This is a genomic window from Planotetraspora phitsanulokensis (genome assembly GCF_016863295.1).
Lineage (GTDB): Bacteria > Actinomycetota > Actinomycetes > Streptosporangiales > Streptosporangiaceae > Planotetraspora > Planotetraspora phitsanulokensis.
On sequence record NZ_BOOP01000029.1, the window covers coordinates 57,830 to 73,372 of the forward strand.

The window sequence follows — 15,543 nt, forward strand, 5'->3', positions numbered from 1 at the left end:
GGCGGGGCGGCCGGGCCGTCCCGCGCTGAGTACGCTGGTCCGGTGATTGCGATCGAGCGGGTCCGCATGGCCTTCACCGACCGGCACGGCGGCGTGAGCGCGCAGCCGTACGGCTCGCGCAACCTCGGCGGGGCGGTGGGCGACGCCCCGGCGGCGGTGGCGGAGAACCGGGCCAAGACCGCGGCCGAGTTCGGCGTCGAGCAGGTCGTGTTCATGCGGCAGGTGCACAGCGCCGACGTGGCCTACGTAGACGAGCCGTTCGGTACGGAGCCGCCCGCACTCGACGCCGTCCTGACGGACCGGCCCGCGCTCGCCTTGGCCGTCCTCGTGGCCGACTGCGCGCCCGTGCTCGTGGCCGATCCCGCCGCGGGCCTGGTGGGGGCCGCGCACTCGGGGCGGCCGGGAACCGAGGCCGGGGTGGTCACCGCCCTGGTCGAGGCCATGACCGCGCGGGGCGGCGACCCCGCCCGGATGACGGCCGCCATCGGGCCGTGCGCCTGCGGCCGGTGTTACGAGGTGCCCGCGGATCTGCGGGAGCGGGTCGCCGGTCAGGTCCCCGAGACGTGGTCGACCACCAGTTGGGACACGCCGGCGCTGGACATCAGGGCCGGGATCGCCGCGCAGCTGGCGCGTGCCGGAGTCGCCGACGTCCGCCATGACGACCGCTGCACGATCGAGACGGCCGACCTCTACTCCTACAGGCGGGAACAGCGGACGGGCCGGTTCGCCGGATACGTGTGGCTCGGCGCCTGAGCGAGCCGCTCAGCGGGCGGTGATGCGGCAGGCCTCTCCCCAGCGGACCGTCTCGAACGCCGCCTCGGTCTGCGCGGGTGCGCCCGTGAGAGCCCTGCAGTCCTCGATCGCCTTGGCCAGCAGGTCCCGCAGCAACGGGTTCGGGTCCTGGACACAGGCCTGGGCGATTCCCCTGACAGCCAGCTGAACGGTGTTCGGCGCGGCGTAGCGGCGGAACCCCTTGGCCGAGATGCGGACGCCCCGTCTGAAGGCGAGAGCCCACCGCATGGCGTCGGGTACCTGCTCGAGCGCCTCACGGCTGGCGTCGCTGAGGCTTCCGGCCGGCCGGCCGTCCAGTTCGGCGAGGACGTGCTCGGCCGACAGGATCGAGACCGCCATGGCCAGCTGCCGTTCGTGCGCGACGACCGGCAGCGCCGTGGTCGCGGCGCGCAGGGCGATCTGCGCGTCGATCCGCAGATCGTCGCCGGTCAGCCCGATGACGGACGGGATGAGCTCGGCGAGATGTGGCCGGGCGGCGTCCGAGGTGTGATCGTTGACCAGCCGAGCGAGCCCCGCGAGCAGCGGATGGGTGCACGACGGGTGGTCGCTCCACCGCTCGCCCGCGAGATACGACGCGAGTTCCATGAAACACGCGCCCTTACTCGGGTTGCGATGCTTGCCGCGGGACAGCAACGGCATTGCTTGGGGCATCTGACCGTGCATGAGCTACTCCCACCAGAATCGCCCATCATGTCCCTTCCAGTGTGCGCTCAGGCGGGGCCGTTGAGAAGGACCCCGCCCGAGGCGGCATCGGAGGAGGGCTGGACGCCCGTGGGAGTGGGAGATCAGCCGCCGCTCTTGCGGCGGAAGGATCGCCGGCTCGCGGCCGGGCCCTGCGCTCCGTGGATCTTCGCGGAACCCTTGCCCTGGCCGCCCGAGTTGGCCTCGTCGTGGGCGCGCCGCTTACGTTCCAGGGCCTCCCGGAACTTCCGCTTCATATCGTCCTCAGAAGCTTCGGGCTCGGATCCGGGTTCCGGTTCGGTGGCAGCCATGAGGACCTCCTGCTGGGATGGGACCACCGCGCGGAACAGGTGAACCCGGCGGTGTGAGATCACTCTATCGCCACCCGTCCGCCGCCGGACGTCAGGCGGGGGTGCCCTGTCAGGAGGTTGTCAGACGCACCGGTGATGACGCTGGTGGTGGGCGATACTGGGATTGAACCAGTGACCTCTTCCGTGTCAGGGAAGCGCTCTCCCGCTGAGCTAATCGCCCTTCGTTCACATCAGAGGTGGAGACGGGATTTGAACCCGTGTACGCGGCTTTGCAGGCCGCTGCCTCGCCTCTCGGCCACTCCACCGAGCGAGGCCCCCGCAATTTAAAAGACCTCTCGGAGCGGAAGACGGGATTCGAACCCGCGACCCTCACCTTGGCAAGGTGATGCTCTACCACTGAGCCACTTCCGCGTGACGCCTCACGGCGACGACGTAACTGTATCGGGTTTTCGCGGCGGGTGCGTACTCATAGTCGCTCGGCCGACGTCCTCCGCAGTGCCCGCTCGGTGCCGCGCTCGATCGCGGGCAGCATCAGGAAGATCTCCAGGATCCGGGTGAGCCGATGGACTTCGGTGCGGTGGAACGCGGGCCCCTCGGTCCGCGCCAGGACCAGGGACAGCGCCAGCGGGGGCAGCGGGGCCGTGATGACGTGGATCCCCTCCGGGAGTGTCGCCGCGGCCGGGCGCGCCGGGATCTCGGCGGGGAAGGCGATGTCCGACGGCGCCCGCCAACTGGAGTAGACGATCGAGCGCGGGCTCCGCTCCGTGGCGGCCGCGGCCCAGTCGGCGCTGAAGAGCACCGGCATGGAGTCGATCAGGGTGGCGAGCGCGCGGTCGCCCGCCGTCGTGAGGAACTTGAGGATCTCCAGCTCCGGATAGGTCCCGGGAGCCTCCCGCGTCGTCCAGACCCCGTCGATCCGCACGTCCGCGACGCTCTCCAGTGCGTGCATGAGTTGTTCCCGCGGGACCGAGTCCGGCCAGTAGACCGTGAAGTCGTCCAGAGCGCGGCCGTCGCCCCTGTCCAGCACGACGACCTGGGTGATGTCGGCGCCGACCGTGCCCAGCGCCCGGGTGACCTGGCCGAGCGATCCAGGGCGGTCCGGCAGGCCGATTCTCAGCCGCAGCAGCATGGGTGACCTCCCCCGACCGTTGTCAGGCCCAGCGTAACCGGGGCAAAAGTCCCACGTCCACGATCTTGTACTGCTCACGCCCCGGCTCGGGCGAAAATGAAGAAGTGAAAATCGGGACGTTCGAGGTGTGGCCCCCTGTCGTGCTCGCGCCAATGGCGGGCATCACCAACAGAGGTTTCCGCAGACTTTGCCGGGAGCAGGGCGGCGGTGTCTTCGTCTCCGAGATGATCACCTCGCGGGCCCTCGTGGAGCGGATACCCACCACTTTCGAGATGATCCGCTTCGGCGACGAGGAGTCGCCGCGCAGCATCCAGCTCTACGGGGTCGACCCGGCCGTCATCGGCAGTGCTGCCCGGATGATCGCGCAGGAGGGTCTCGCCGACCACATCGACCTGAACTTCGGCTGCCCGGTGCCCAAGGTGACCAGGCGCGGAGGCGGGGCGGCCCTGCCGTACAAGCGGAACCTGCTGCGGGCGATCATCAGGGCCGCGGTCGAGAACGCGGGATCCCTGCCGGTGACGATGAAGATGCGCAAGGGCATCGACGACGACCACCTCACCTACCTGGAGGCCGCCCGGATCGCCGTGGAGGAGGGCGTGGCCGCCGTGGCCCTGCACGCCCGTACGGCGAAGCAGCACTACGGGGGGTTCGCCGACTGGGACGCGATCAGACGCCTCAAGGAGGCGGTGCCGGAGGTGCCCGTCCTCGGCAACGGCGACATCTGGAACGCGGACGACGCGCTGCGCATGGTCGCGGAGACCGGCTGCGACGGGGTGGTCGTCGGACGCGGCTGTCTGGGCCGTCCCTGGCTGTTCCGCGATCTCGACCGGGCCTTCGAGGGCTCGCCCGAGCGTGCGCGGCCCTCCCTGGGGGAGGTCGGCGCCATGATGTTCCGCCACGCCGAGCTGCTGTGCGAGGTTCTGGGCGGCGAACGGCACGGGCTGGTCGACTTCCGCAAGCACGTGGGCTGGTATCTGAAGGGCTTCACGATCGGCGCGGAGACCCGCCGCGCGCTCACCTCCGTCGCCACGCTGGCCGAGTTCGAGGCCAGGGTCGCCGAACTGGACCCGGACCAGCCGTGGCCCGACCTGGTCGACGGCCCGCGGGGCAAGAGCGGGGAACGGGCGAAGGTCATGCTGCCCCACGGCTGGCTGGACGATCCCGAGGACATGGCCGTCCCGGGCGCCGGCGCGGAGGACCCCACGTCCGGTGGCTGACCGGTCACGTAATGAGACTGTGATCAGATCATGACTCGCGGGAGTCAGCCTCCGGCGTAGCGTTCGGTCAAGGTTCGTCGGACTACCTCACGCGAGGGACGAGACGCTTGACCGGGACAGAGCAGGGGACGGCGCAGGCCTCGGCCGAGAGCCTGATCGCCGAACTCGACGCCGAACGGCCGGGCAGGCGCCTGCCGGGACGCGTGGCGGCGGCGGTGACGATCGTCGCGCTGGGGTTGTCGCTCTACGCGTTGTACTGGACGTTCCGGCCGGGGCCCGTCCTGCCGTACCGGATGGTCTTCCTCGCGGTGGTGCTGCCGCTGACCTTCGTCTGCTACAAGCCCAGGCGGAGCGGTGGCGACACCCCCTCGGTCCTCGACTGGGCACTCGCGGCGCTGTCGCTGGCGGTGTGCGCGTACCCGCTCGTCGTCTTCGACGACTTCATCCGGCGTGCCTTCGCCCCGACGGCGGGCGACGTGATCGCGGGGACCCTGCTGACGCTGCTGGTCCTGGAGGCCTGCCGCCGCACGGTGGGCTGGATCCTGCCCGCGGTGTGCCTCGGGTTCCTGGCGTACGCCTACTACGGCGGCTACCTGCCGATGGACTGGGCGATCGGGCACCGGGGCTACGACCTGGAGCGGATCGTCGCCTCGTTCGTGATGGGCACCGAAGGCGTGTACGGCGTGCCGCTCGACGTGGCCGCCACCTACATCATCCTGTTCACGATCTACGGGGCCGTGCTCGACCACTCCGGCGCGGGGAAGTTCTTCGTCGACGTCTCCTTCGCGGCCTTCCGCCGCTCACGCTCGGCTCCCGGCCGCACGGTCACGCTCGCCGGGTTCCTGCTCGGCACCGTGAGCGGGTCGGGGGTGGCGACGACCGTCAGCGTAGGCAGCGTCGCCTGGCCGATACTCAAGCGGGCGGGCTACCCGCGCGAGCAGGCCGGGGGAGTGCTCGCCGCCGCGGGCATCGGCGCGATCCTGTCGCCGCCCACGCTCGGCGCGGCGGCGTTCATCATCGCCGAGTACCTGCGCGTCAGCTATCTGACCGTGCTCGTCTACGCCACCATCCCGACGGTCCTGTACTACCTCGGCATCTTCCTCGCGATCGAGATGGACTCGCGCAGGTACGGCACCGAGAGCGTGGGGGTGGACGGCCCCCGGGCAGGGGAGCTGGTCAAGCGCTTCGTGTACCACTTCAGCTCGCTGTTCGTGATCGTCGTGCTGATGGCCCTCGGGCAGTCGCCGTTCCGCGCGGTCGTCTACGCCACGGTCCTCGCGTTTCTGCTGTCCTTCCTGGACCGGGAACGCCGGCTGACGCCGCGCCGCGCCGCCCGGGCGCTCGCGGAGGGCACCACCGGCGTCCTGCCGGTCGCCGTCACCTGCGCCGCCGCCGGGACCATCGTCGCCGTGGTCACGCTCACGGGCCTCGGGCTGAAGGCCAGTTCCGTGATCGTCGGCCTGTCCGGCGGGGTGCTCGCGATCACGGCCGTCGCGTGCGCGCTCGCCGTCCTGCTGCTCGGACTGGCCGTGCCGGTCACCGCGTCCTTCGTGATCGCGGCCGTCATCATCGCCCCCGCGCTGCTCGACCTGGGCGTCGAGCGGCCCGAGGCCTACATGTTCATCTTCTATTACGCCGTGCTCTCCGAGGTCAGCCCGCCCACGGCGCTGTCGGCGTTCGCCGCGTCCGCGATCACCGGCGGGAACGCCCACCGGACGATGCTGGCCACCTGGAAGTACACCCTCCCGGCGTTCCTCGTGCCGTTCGCGTTCGTGCTCGCGCCGTCGGGCTCCGCGCTGCTCGCCCAGGCGCCGGCCGGGGAGGTCCTCCTCGCGGCGGCCGTGTCCGCGCTCGCGGTGGCGGCGCTGGCGGTCGCCACCGGCGGCTGGATGCTGGGCCCGGCCGGCCCCGTCGAGCGGTCGTTGTGCGCGGTGGCCGCCGTGCTGCTCCTCGTGCTGTCCCGCACGCCCGTGCTCGCCGGGCTCGGCGTCGCGGTCCTGGCGCTCGTCGTCCATCTGGTCCGGAGAAACGTCCTGAGAAACAGGGAGGCGTCCTCGTGAGGTCCACGAAAGGCATCAGGTCCCTCGTCGCGCTGGTCGCGGCGGCCGCGCTGCTGGCCGGCTGCGGCGGCGACCGGTCCGGCTCGCGGAGCGGGGGCGGCACGCGGCTGTCGATCGCCACCGGCAACACGACCGGGGTCTACTACGTGCTGGGCGGAGGGTTGGCCGAGCAGATCGGCAGGCACCTCCCCGGCTACCAGGCGACGGCGGAGGCGACCGGCGCCTCGGTGGAGAACATCCAGCGCGTGGCCAAGGGGCAGTCCGACATCGCGTTCACGCTCGCGGACACGGCCGCCGACGCGATCGCCGGGAAGGGCTCCTTCACCGCCCCGCAGCCGATCCGGGCGATCGCCCGCCTCTACGACAACTACACCCACGTGCTCGCCAGGACGGACGCCGGTGTGAAGTCGGTCGCCGACCTGAAGGGCAAGCGGGTCTCCACCGGCTCGCCGAACTCCGGCACGGAGGTGATCGCGCTCCGGCTGCTCGCCGCCGCCGGGCTCGACCCCGACAAGGACGTCACCCGCCAGGCCCTGTCGCTGCCCGAGACCGTGCAGGGGCTCAAGGACGGCACGCTGGACGCGCTGGTGTGGTCGGGGGGCCTGCCCACCTCCGGCATCACCGACCTGGTGGCCGGCATGGGGGACGACGTGTCGTTCGTGCCGCTGGACGGCTCACTCGCGGCCATGCGCGGCGCCCACGGCGAGGTCTACGCCGCAGGGACGATCCCCAAGGCGGTCTACGGCACGCCGTCCGACGTGCCGACCATCGTCGTCCCCAATCTCCTCGTGGTGAACGAGTCGATGGACCCGGCCCTGGCGGAGAGCCTCACCCGGCTGCTGTTCGACCACAAGGCGGACCTGGAGAAGGTGCACGCCGCCGCCGAGGACATCACCCGGGACGCCGCGCCGAAGACCGACCCGGTCCCGCTCCACGACGGCGCGAAGAAGTACTTCGGCTGAGGTCTGCGCCCCGCCGGGCCCCGTGGCCCGGCCGGGCGGCTCACATCCGGGTAAGGCCGGTGACGTGCAGGACGGCCGTGCCCTCCTCGTCGGAGGCGGCGAGGTCGACCTCGGCCCCGATGCCCCAGTCGCGGTGGCCCGCCGGGTCGTCGATGACCTGGCGGACCCGCCACAGCTCCTTCTCCTCCTCGATCTGGAGCAGCGCCGGGCCGCGTGAGGCCGGGCCGGTGCCGATCTCCTCGTGCTCGTCGTAGTAGGCGTCGAGGCCCGCCGCCCAGTCCACGTCCGGGTAGAGCTCGACGAGTTCCTCCTCGCGGTCCAGGGCGGCCAGCTCGACCATCCGGAACATCGCGTTGCGCACCAGCACCCGGAAGGCCCGCGTGTTCGCCGTGACCGGCCGGATCCTGGTCTCCAGCTCGTCGCGGGACTCCAGGGCCTCGGACGGGTTGGCCAGCTTCTCCCACTCGTCGATGAGGCTCGAGTCGACCTGTCGTACGAGCTCGCCGAGCCACTCGATGAGGTCGATGAGGTCGTCGCTCTTGAGGTGCTCGGGAACGGTGCGCGACAACGTCCGGTAGGCGTCGGCGAGGTAGCGCAGGACCGTGCCCTCCGACCTGGCCAGCTCATAGAACTGGATGTAGTCGGTGAAGGTCATGGCCCGCTCGTACATGTCGCGCACGATCGACTTGGGGCTGACCACGTGGTCGCCCACCCACGGGTGCCCGCGGCGGTAGGTCTCGTACGCGCCGAACAGCAGGTCGGCGAGCGGCATGGGATGGGTGACCTCGGCGAGCAGCTCCATCCGCTCCTCGTACTCGATCCCGTCGGCCTTCATCTGGGCGACGGCCTCGCCGCGCGCCTTGTTGAGCTGGGCGTGCAGGATCTGGCGAGGGTCGTCGAGCGTCGACTCGATGATCGAGACGAGGTCGAGCGCGTAGGTGGGGGACTCCGGGTTGAGCAGCTCGAACGACGCGAGCGCGAAGGTCGACAGCGCCTGGTTGAGCGCGAAGTCCTCCTGGAGGTCGACGGTCAGCCGCGCCCGGCGGCCGTGCTCGTCGGGCTCCGGCAGCGCCTCGACGATCCCCCCGGCGAGCAGCGACCGGTAGATCGCGATGGCGTGGCTGATGTGCCGCCGCTGCGCCTTGCGGTCCTCGTGGTTGTCGGTGAGCAGGCGCTTCATCGCCTGGAAGCAGTCGCCGGGGCGGTTGATGACCGACAGCAGCATCGCGTTGCTGACCTTGAACCGGGACGTCAGCGGCTCGGGCTCGGCCGTCTGCAGCTTCTCGAACGTCTCCTCGGTCCAGCCGACGAAACCCTCCGGCGGCTTCTTGCGGGCGTAGCCGCGCCGCCGCTTCGGGTCATCGCCGATCTTGGCGAGCGCCCGCTCGTTCTCGATGACGTGGTCGGGCGCCTGGCAGACGACGTACCCCACCGTGTCGAAGCCGGCCCGGCCCGCCCGCCCGGCGATCTGGTGGAACTCCCGCGCCCGCAGCCGGCGCACCCGGTTGCCGTCGAACTTCGACAGCGCCGTGAACAGGACCGTCCTGATGGGCACGTTGACGCCGACGCCGAGCGTGTCCGTGCCGCAGATGACCTTCAGCAGCCCCGCCTGGGCGAGCCGTTCCACGAGCCGGCGGTACTTCGGCAACATCCCCGCGTGGTGCACGCCGATGCCGTGCCGTACGAGCCGGGACAGGGCCCGGCCGAAGCGGGTGGTGAACCGGAAGTTGCCGATGAGGGCGGCGATCGCCTCCTTCTCGGCCTTGGTCGCCATGTTGATGCTCATCAGCGCCTGCGCGCGCTCCATCGCGGCGGCCTGCGTGAAGTGGACCACGTAGACCGGGGCCTGCTGGGTGGACAGCAGCTCCTCGAGCGTCTCGTGCAGCGGCGTCAGCCGGTAGGAGTAGATCAGCGGGACGGGCCGCTCGGCGCTCTTCACCACCGCCGTCTCGCGGCCGGTCCTGCGGGTGAGGTCCTTCTCGAACCGGTCGACGTCGCCGAGTGTCGCCGACATCAGCAGGAACCGGGCCTGCGTCAGCTCGATCAGCGGCACCTGCCAGGCCCACCCCCGGTCCGCCTCGGCGTAGAAGTGGAACTCGTCCATGATCACGGTGCCGACGTCGGCCTCCGCCCCGTCCCGCAGGGCGATCTGGGCGAGGATCTCGGCGGTGCAGCAGATGATCGGCGCGTCCGCGTTGACCGACGCGTCGCCGGTCATCATGCCGACGTTCTCGGTGCCGAACAGGGCGCACAGGTCGAAGAACTTCTCCGACACCAGGGCCTTGATGGGCGCGGTGTAGAAGCTGACCTCGTCCCTGGCGAGCGCCGCGAAGTGCGCCCCGGCCGCGACGAGGCTCTTCCCCGAGCCGGTCGGCGTGGACAGGATCACGTTGTTGCCGGAGAAGACCTCGATCAGCGCCTCCTCCTGCGCCGGGTAGAGCGTGAGGCCCCGCTCGGCGTTCCACGCGACGAAGGCGTCGAACAGCGAGTCCGGTTCGGAGTCGTCCGGGAGGTGCCGCAGCAGGGTCATGTTCTCGCTCACCTCTCTATCCTGCCGAAGCGAGGCCGCTGGTTCGACCAGCACACAGACGACAACACCCGGCCAAGGTGCGCCAAAGGGCGTGGCGCTGTGAGAACGCCGCAGGTCAAACCCACAAACTAGGCCTATGGGGGAGAAGCGGGCCGGGTTCGTCTCGCGGCACCGGGACGAGATCGTCGACGTGCTGCTCGCGACCGCCGTGATCGCCTACACGGTCCCGCAGACGCTGCTGCGGCCGGACGCGTGGTTTCCCGTGCCCCTCTGGTTGTCCATCCCCTCCGCCGTGGTGGCCGCGCTCACCCTGCTCGTACGGCGGCGCACCGCGTGGCCGTCGCTCGCCGCCTCGATCGTGTGCGCGGCCTTCACCGGGCAGGGCGTGGCGCTCGCCGCCGCCGCCTACTCGATGGCGGCCGCGAACACGGTCCGCGCGTGGCGGGCGACGGCCGGCGGCCTGGCGGTTGTTTTCCTGCTGGCCGACTATCTCGCGCCGGAGGGCCACCGGATGGCCTTCCTGAGCGCCTTCCGGGCCGTGGCGTTCGTCTACCTCCCCGCGATGATCGGGAACTGGGAGTGGGCCTACCGCATGATGGTCAAGGACCTGCGCGAGTCGATGTGGCTGCGGGAGGAGCACGCTGCCTCACGGGAGCGCCGGCGAATCGCGGGAGAACTGCACGACACGGTGACCCACGCCGTCACCGTCATGGTCCTCAACGCGGGCATCATCCAGGACAACGAGGATCCCGGCGAGATCCGCAAACTGGCCAAGAACGTCGAGGACAAGGGCGTCCGGGCGCTGGCGGAGCTGCGGGAGCTGCTCACGGTGCTGCGCCGCGCGGACATGCCGGCCTCCGCGGCGGGGCTGGAGGCGATCCCGGCGCTGGTGGCGGAGGGCAATGTGACCGGTCTCCAGATCACCCTGCACCTCGACGTCCCCCCGGGGCTGCTGGAGAGGCAGGCGGAGCACGCGTGCTTCCGGGTGGTGCAGGAGGGCCTGAACAACGTACGCAAGCACGCGCCGGGGGCCCGGGTCCAGGTCGACTGCGAGGCGTGCGGTGACGTCGTGAACGTGTCGGTGGTGAACGGCCCCGGCGCCGACCATGATGGGCACCCCTCGGTGGAGCACCCGGGCAGATCGGGCTACGGCCTGGTCGGCCTGAAGGAGCGGGTCAACCTCGTCGGCGGCTGGATCATGTCGGGGCCCACGCCGGAGGGCGGTTTCGCGCTCACCGCCCGCGTCCCCTGCGTCCCGCCGGACGCTGCGTCCCGGCCTTCCGCGGTCAGCGCTCGCTGAGCGCCCTGAGCCGGCGCAGGGCCTCGTGCGGCCGCGAGCCCGGCACGGGCGCGCGGCCTGAACGGGCACTCCGGTCACCGGTCACCGGTCACCGGTCACCGGTCACCGGTCACCGGTCACCGGTCGGCGGTCACCGGTCGGCGGGGCAGGGCGCCGCGATAGCCGTACGGCCGGCCCTAGTCGACGAGAGCGGCCACACGGGGGCGTTCCTCGACGACGGCGGCGCGCTGCCCTGGTAGCGGCCCTGCCGTCAGACGCGTTCGATCACCACGACGGGGATCTCGCGAGAGGTTTTCGTCGTGTAGGCGTCGTAGTCGGGCCAGGTGGCGGTCATCGTCCGCCACATGTCGGGCCGCTCCTCCGGCGTGGCGGTGCGGGCCCTCGCCTTGAACCGGTCGCCCTTGACCTGGAGTTCGACGTCGGGGTCGGCCACGAGGTTCTTGTACCAGAGCGGGTGCTCCGGTGCGCCGCCATGGGAGGCGACGAGCAGATATGCGTTGCCGTACGGCTGGTAGATCAACGGTGTGCTGCGCTTCTCACCCGACTTGCGGCCGGTCGTGGTCAGGATCGCCACCGTCGTGCCCCGCCAGTCGTGGCCCTCTTCGCCGTCGGTCGCGATGTAACGCTCGACGTGTTCTTTACCAAAGAGCATCTTGCTCACCTCGCCTTTCCTCCGCGTCAACCGGCGGGGGCGTCGACCAATTCCAGGGCGACGTCGAGGGCGGCCTGCATGCGCTCCTCGTCTGTCACGTCCTCGTCGACGAGGACGAACCAGACCGCGTGCATCGCGAAGACGGCCATCGACCGCCTGAGCCGCACGGTGGGGCTGTCGCCGGGCTCGCAGAGCATGTCGAGGAGGCCGGTCATGCGCTCGCGCATCTCCTCGACCTTGCCGTGCCCGCGCAGGGCGGTCTGGTTGCGCTCCATGAACCGCATGACCTCGTGGTGGCGGCCGCGGGTCATGTCCTCGGAGTACCGTCTGATGATCTCCCGCCGGGTCTCCGGGGTGCGGGGCTGCTCCTTCGCCCACGCGACCAGGGCCTCGATGGCCTGCGCCCGGTCCTCGGTGAGGCTGGCGACGATGTCCTCTTTGGTCTTGAAGTGGTAGTACAGCGCGGCCTTGGTCACCCCGAGGGCTTCGGCGATCTCCCGCAAGGAGGTGGCCTCGTAGCCCTGTTCGGTGAAGAGCTTGATGGCGACTTCCTGGATGCGGGTCCGTGTGTTCGTTTGTGCACCCATTGTCCGATTATCCCTTATTAACTTGACGGCCGGCAAGTAAGGAGAATACCTTAGGTGTCTAACTTGCCGGGCGGCAAGTAAGCCACGAGGGGGGCTCCACTGATGACGGAAACCGCGGCCGCGCCGGCGCGGTCCAGAGAAGTAATGATCGTGCTCCCGGGTCTGGTGCTGGCGATCATGCTGGCGATGCTCGACAACATGATCGTCGGCACGGCGATGCCGAGGATCGTGGCCGAGCTGAACGGCCTGGAATATTTCACCTGGGTGACCACGGCATACGTGCTGGGCACCACCGTGTCGACCCCGATCTGGGGCAAGCTCGGCGACCTCTACGGCCGTAAGAACATCTTCCTCGGCTCCATCGTCCTGTTCCTCATCGGGTCCGCCCTGTGTGGAATGGCCGGTTCGGCGATGTTCGGCGGCACAGGCGACGGCATGACCGAGCTGATCGCCTTCCGCGCCCTCCAGGGCCTCGGCGCGGGCGGCCTCATGGTCAACGTGATGGCCATCATCGGTGACCTGGTGCCTCCGCGCGAGCGGGGTCAGTACCAGGGCATCATGGCCGCGATGATGTCGCTCGCCATGATCGCGGGCCCGCTCGTCGGCGGTTTCATCACCGACCACCTGAACTGGCGCTGGGCGTTCTACGTCAACCTGCCGCTGGGCGGCGTCGCCCTGGTCTGGCTGATCGCCAAGCTGCACCTGCCGAAGAAGCGCACCGAACACCGGATCGACTGGCTGGGCGCGGGCGTGCTCACCGTCGGCATCACCGCGCTCGTGCTGATCACCTCCTGGGGTGGCCAGGCACACGGATACGCCTGGGGTTCCTGGCAGATCATCCTGCTGGCGGTCCTCGCGGTCGTCTCGCTCGCCGTCTTCCTCCCGATCGAGAAGCGCGCGGCCGAGCCGATCATGCCGCTGCACGTGTTCCGCAACCGGAACTTCTCGCTGACCTCGCTGATCGGCTTCCTGCTCGGGTTCGCCATGTTCGGCGCGATCAGCTTCATGCCGCTGTTCCAGCAGACCGTCCAGGGCGCCTCGGCGACCAACTCCGGCCTGCTCCTGCTGCCGATGATGGGCGCGATGATGGTCGTGTCCCTCTTCGTCGGCCGGGCGATCACCAAGACCGGCAAGTACAAGATCTACCCGGTGATCGGCGGCGCCATCATGGCGGTCGGCATGTGGCTGCTGTCACTGCAGGACGTCAACACCACCACCTTCCAGACCGGCGTGTTCATCGCGGTCCTGGGTCTCGGCATGGGCTTCCTGATGCAGACCAGCATGCTGATCGCGCAGAACAGCGTCGAGCAGCGTGACCTGGGAGTGGCGAGCAGCGCCTCGACGTTCTTCCGCTCCATCGGTGGTTCGTTCGGCATCTCGCTGTTCGGCGCGATCTTCAACAACCACCTGACGGCGAGCCTGACCGAGAAGATCGGCCCGCAGGCCGCCGCGGCGGTCACGGCGAGTGGCGGGCAGATGAACACGGCCGCGCTCGACCAGTTGCCTCCGCAGATCAAGGGCGGGTTCCTGGAGTCGCTCGCCGGCTCGATCAGCTCGGTCTTCGGCTGGGCGGTCCTGTTCGCGGTGCTGGTTCCGATCCTCGCCCTGTTCATCAAGGAGATCCCGCTCAGGGGTGGCCCCACTTCGGCGAGCGAGGACCGCGAGCCGGTTCCGGCCGTGGCCTTCGAGTGACCCGCCCCGGGCGGCTCCCCGAGTAGACGTCCCTGAGAAAAGCCGTACGGCCTGCGCCCCCAGCTTGGGCGCAGGCCGTACGGTCTTCTGCGAGGTGGCGCGAGTTCTTCGGGCCGCCCTGGTCAGGCGGGGTTCTCCGAGCGGTCGGCGGACCAGTCGGTGTGGAACGAGCCGTCGCGGTCCACGCGGCGGTAGGTGTGGGCGCCGAAGAAGTCCCGCAGGCCCTGGACGAGCGCAGCGGGCAGGCGGTCCCTGCGCAGGGCGTCGTAGTAGGCGAGCGCGGAGGAGAAGCCCGGCGTCGGGACGCCGATCGTCGCCGCCGTCGCCACCACGCGCCGCCAGGAGTCCTGGGCCGCGGTGAGCGCGTCGGCGAACGTCGGGTCCACCAGCAGGGTGGGCAGCCGGCGGTCGGCGTCGTAGGCCTCGCGGATCCGGTCGAGGAAGCGCGCCCGGATGATGCAGCCGCCGCGCCAGATCGTGGCCATGGCCCCGAGGTCGATGTCCCAGCCGTACTCCTCGCTGGCCGCGATCATCTGGTCGAAGCCCTGGGCGTAGGCGACGATCTTGGAGGCGTAGAGCGCACGGCGCACGTCCTCGACGAGGTTCGCGTGCGCGGCCGTCCCGTTCGGGCCCGCCAGGGCGCGCGCGGCCGCCCGCTGCTCGGGGTGGCCGGACAGGGCGCGGGAGAACACCGCCTCGGCGATGCCGGTCACCGGGACGCCGAGGTCGAGGGCGCTCTGCACGGTCCAGCGGCCGGTGCCCTTCTGCTCGGCCTGGTCCACCACGACGTCGACGAACGGCTTGCCGGTCTCGGCGTCGACGTGGCCCAGCACCTCGGCGGTGATCTCGATGAGGTACGACTCGAGCTCGCCCTTGTTCCACTCGCGGAAGACGTCGGCGAGCTCCGCGGGGGACAGCCCCATGGCCTGCCGGAGCAGGTCGTAGGACTCGGCGATCAGCTGCATGTCGGCGTACTCGATGCCGTTGTGCACCATCTTCACGAAGTGCCCGGCGCCGTCGGGGCCGACGTGCACGCAGCACGGCGTCCCGTCGACCTTCGCCGAGATGTCCTCGAGCAGCGGTCCGAGCGTCTTGTAGGCCTCGGCGTCTCCGCCGGGCATGATGCTCGGCCCGTTGAGCGCGCCCTCCTCGCCGCCGGAGATCCCGGTGCCGACGAACAGCAGGCCGCGCTCCTTCAGCGCGGCCTCCCTGCGGCGGGTGTCCGCGAAGTTCGCGTTGCCGCCGTCGATGATCATGTCGCCCGGCTCCATGTGGGCGGCCAGCTCCTCGATCACCGCGTCGGTGGGCGCCCCCGCCTTCACCATGATGATCGCTTTCCGGGGCCGGTTCAGCGACGCGACGAAGTCCTGGACGGAGCCTGCCGGGAGGAACGAGCCCTCGGCCGCGTGGTCGTCCATGAACTGGTTCGTGCGCTCCTCGCTGCGGTTGTGCACCGCGACCACATATCCGTGATGAGCGAAGTTTCTGGCCAGGTTCCGGCCCATGACGGCCAGCCCGGTCACTCCGATGTCTGCCTTGTCCATGACACCAGTCATATACCGTTCGGGTGGTCAAGGCGCGACAGGGGGAGGCAGGGGAATCGCCGCTCTCGCTTATCATGTCAAAACCC

13 protein-coding genes and 3 tRNA genes are annotated in these 15,543 nt (G+C 70.2%); 6 read left to right on the forward strand and 10 right to left on the reverse strand.

Annotated features, from left to right (window positions below; translation table 11 throughout):
* Positions 1 to 66 precede the first annotated feature (66 nt).
* Entirely contained in the window at positions 67 to 753 is a 687-nt protein-coding gene (gene pgeF / locus Pph01_RS29155; protein WP_204076480.1) for a peptidoglycan editing factor PgeF, read from the forward strand.
* 9 nt (positions 754 to 762) lie between these two features.
* Here pgeF and Pph01_RS29160 read toward each other — a convergent pair whose 3' ends face one another.
* From Pph01_RS29160 to Pph01_RS29185, 6 genes are all read right to left on the reverse strand, one after another.
* The gene (locus tag Pph01_RS29160; RefSeq protein WP_204076367.1) at positions 763 to 1,455 is read right to left on the reverse strand and encodes a hypothetical protein; all 693 of its coding nucleotides are present in this window, start codon (positions 1,453 to 1,455) and stop codon (positions 763 to 765) included.
* Positions 1,456 to 1,577: 122 nt separating this feature from the next.
* Complete coding sequence (locus Pph01_RS29165) at positions 1,578 to 1,784, reverse strand: DUF5302 domain-containing protein (RefSeq protein ID WP_204076368.1); 207 nt, start codon at positions 1,782 to 1,784, stop codon at positions 1,578 to 1,580.
* A gap of 145 nt (positions 1,785 to 1,929) precedes the next feature.
* Positions 1,930 to 2,004 (reverse strand) — tRNA-Val (locus Pph01_RS29170).
* Positions 2,005 to 2,018: 14 nt separating this feature from the next.
* Positions 2,019 to 2,089, reverse strand: a tRNA-Cys gene (locus Pph01_RS29175).
* Between the two features lie 34 nt (positions 2,090 to 2,123).
* Positions 2,124 to 2,195: transfer RNA gene (locus Pph01_RS29180), tRNA-Gly, on the reverse strand.
* Positions 2,196 to 2,250: 55 nt separating this feature from the next.
* Positions 2,251 to 2,913, reverse strand: a complete 663-nt coding sequence (locus tag Pph01_RS29185; protein WP_204076369.1) for an ACT domain-containing protein — start codon at positions 2,911 to 2,913, stop codon at positions 2,251 to 2,253.
* Positions 2,914 to 3,017: 104 nt separating this feature from the next.
* On the opposite strand from Pph01_RS29185, the gene dusB reads away from it, so the two are divergent.
* From dusB to Pph01_RS29200, 3 genes are all read left to right on the forward strand, one after another.
* On the forward strand, positions 3,018 to 4,130 hold the full coding sequence (gene dusB / locus Pph01_RS29190; protein WP_239117101.1) for a tRNA dihydrouridine synthase DusB: 1,113 nt from the start codon (positions 3,018 to 3,020) through the stop codon (positions 4,128 to 4,130).
* Between the two features lie 107 nt (positions 4,131 to 4,237).
* A complete protein-coding gene (locus Pph01_RS29195; protein ID WP_204076370.1) occupies positions 4,238 to 6,190 on the forward strand; it encodes a TRAP transporter permease in 1,953 nt (650 codons plus the stop codon).
* Positions 6,187 to 7,152: a TAXI family TRAP transporter solute-binding subunit gene (locus Pph01_RS29200; RefSeq protein ID WP_204076371.1), complete on the forward strand. Its 966-nt coding sequence runs from the start codon at positions 6,187 to 6,189 to the stop codon at positions 7,150 to 7,152. Before Pph01_RS29195 ends, Pph01_RS29200 begins: the two co-directional genes overlap by 4 nt.
* Before the next feature lie 40 nt (positions 7,153 to 7,192).
* On the opposite strand, the gene Pph01_RS29205 is transcribed toward Pph01_RS29200, so the two are convergent.
* Positions 7,193 to 9,682, reverse strand: a complete 2,490-nt coding sequence (locus Pph01_RS29205; protein ID WP_204076482.1) for a DEAD/DEAH box helicase — start codon at positions 9,680 to 9,682, stop codon at positions 7,193 to 7,195.
* A gap of 136 nt (positions 9,683 to 9,818) precedes the next feature.
* Between Pph01_RS29205 and Pph01_RS29210 the strand changes: the two genes are divergently transcribed.
* A complete protein-coding gene (locus tag Pph01_RS29210) occupies positions 9,819 to 10,982 on the forward strand; it encodes a sensor histidine kinase (RefSeq protein WP_204076372.1) in 1,164 nt (387 codons plus the stop codon).
* Positions 10,983 to 11,232: 250 nt separating this feature from the next.
* Here the strand turns inward: Pph01_RS29210 and Pph01_RS29215 are convergent, their stop codons facing one another.
* A complete protein-coding gene (locus tag Pph01_RS29215) occupies positions 11,233 to 11,634 on the reverse strand; it encodes a nitroreductase family deazaflavin-dependent oxidoreductase (RefSeq protein ID WP_204076373.1) in 402 nt (133 codons plus the stop codon).
* 26 nt (positions 11,635 to 11,660) lie between these two features.
* Positions 11,661 to 12,221 (reverse strand): TetR/AcrR family transcriptional regulator, encoded by a 561-nt coding sequence (locus tag Pph01_RS29220; protein WP_204076374.1) that lies wholly within the window; start codon positions 12,219 to 12,221, stop codon positions 11,661 to 11,663.
* 102 nt (positions 12,222 to 12,323) lie between these two features.
* Between Pph01_RS29220 and Pph01_RS29225 the strand changes: the two genes are divergently transcribed.
* Entirely contained in the window at positions 12,324 to 13,913 is a 1,590-nt protein-coding gene (locus tag Pph01_RS29225; protein ID WP_204076375.1) for an MDR family MFS transporter, read from the forward strand.
* 122 nt (positions 13,914 to 14,035) lie between these two features.
* Here Pph01_RS29225 and gnd read toward each other — a convergent pair whose 3' ends face one another.
* A complete protein-coding gene (gene gnd, locus Pph01_RS29230) occupies positions 14,036 to 15,457 on the reverse strand; it encodes an NADP-dependent phosphogluconate dehydrogenase (RefSeq protein WP_204076376.1) in 1,422 nt (473 codons plus the stop codon).
* Between the last annotated feature and the right edge of the window lie 86 nt (positions 15,458 to 15,543).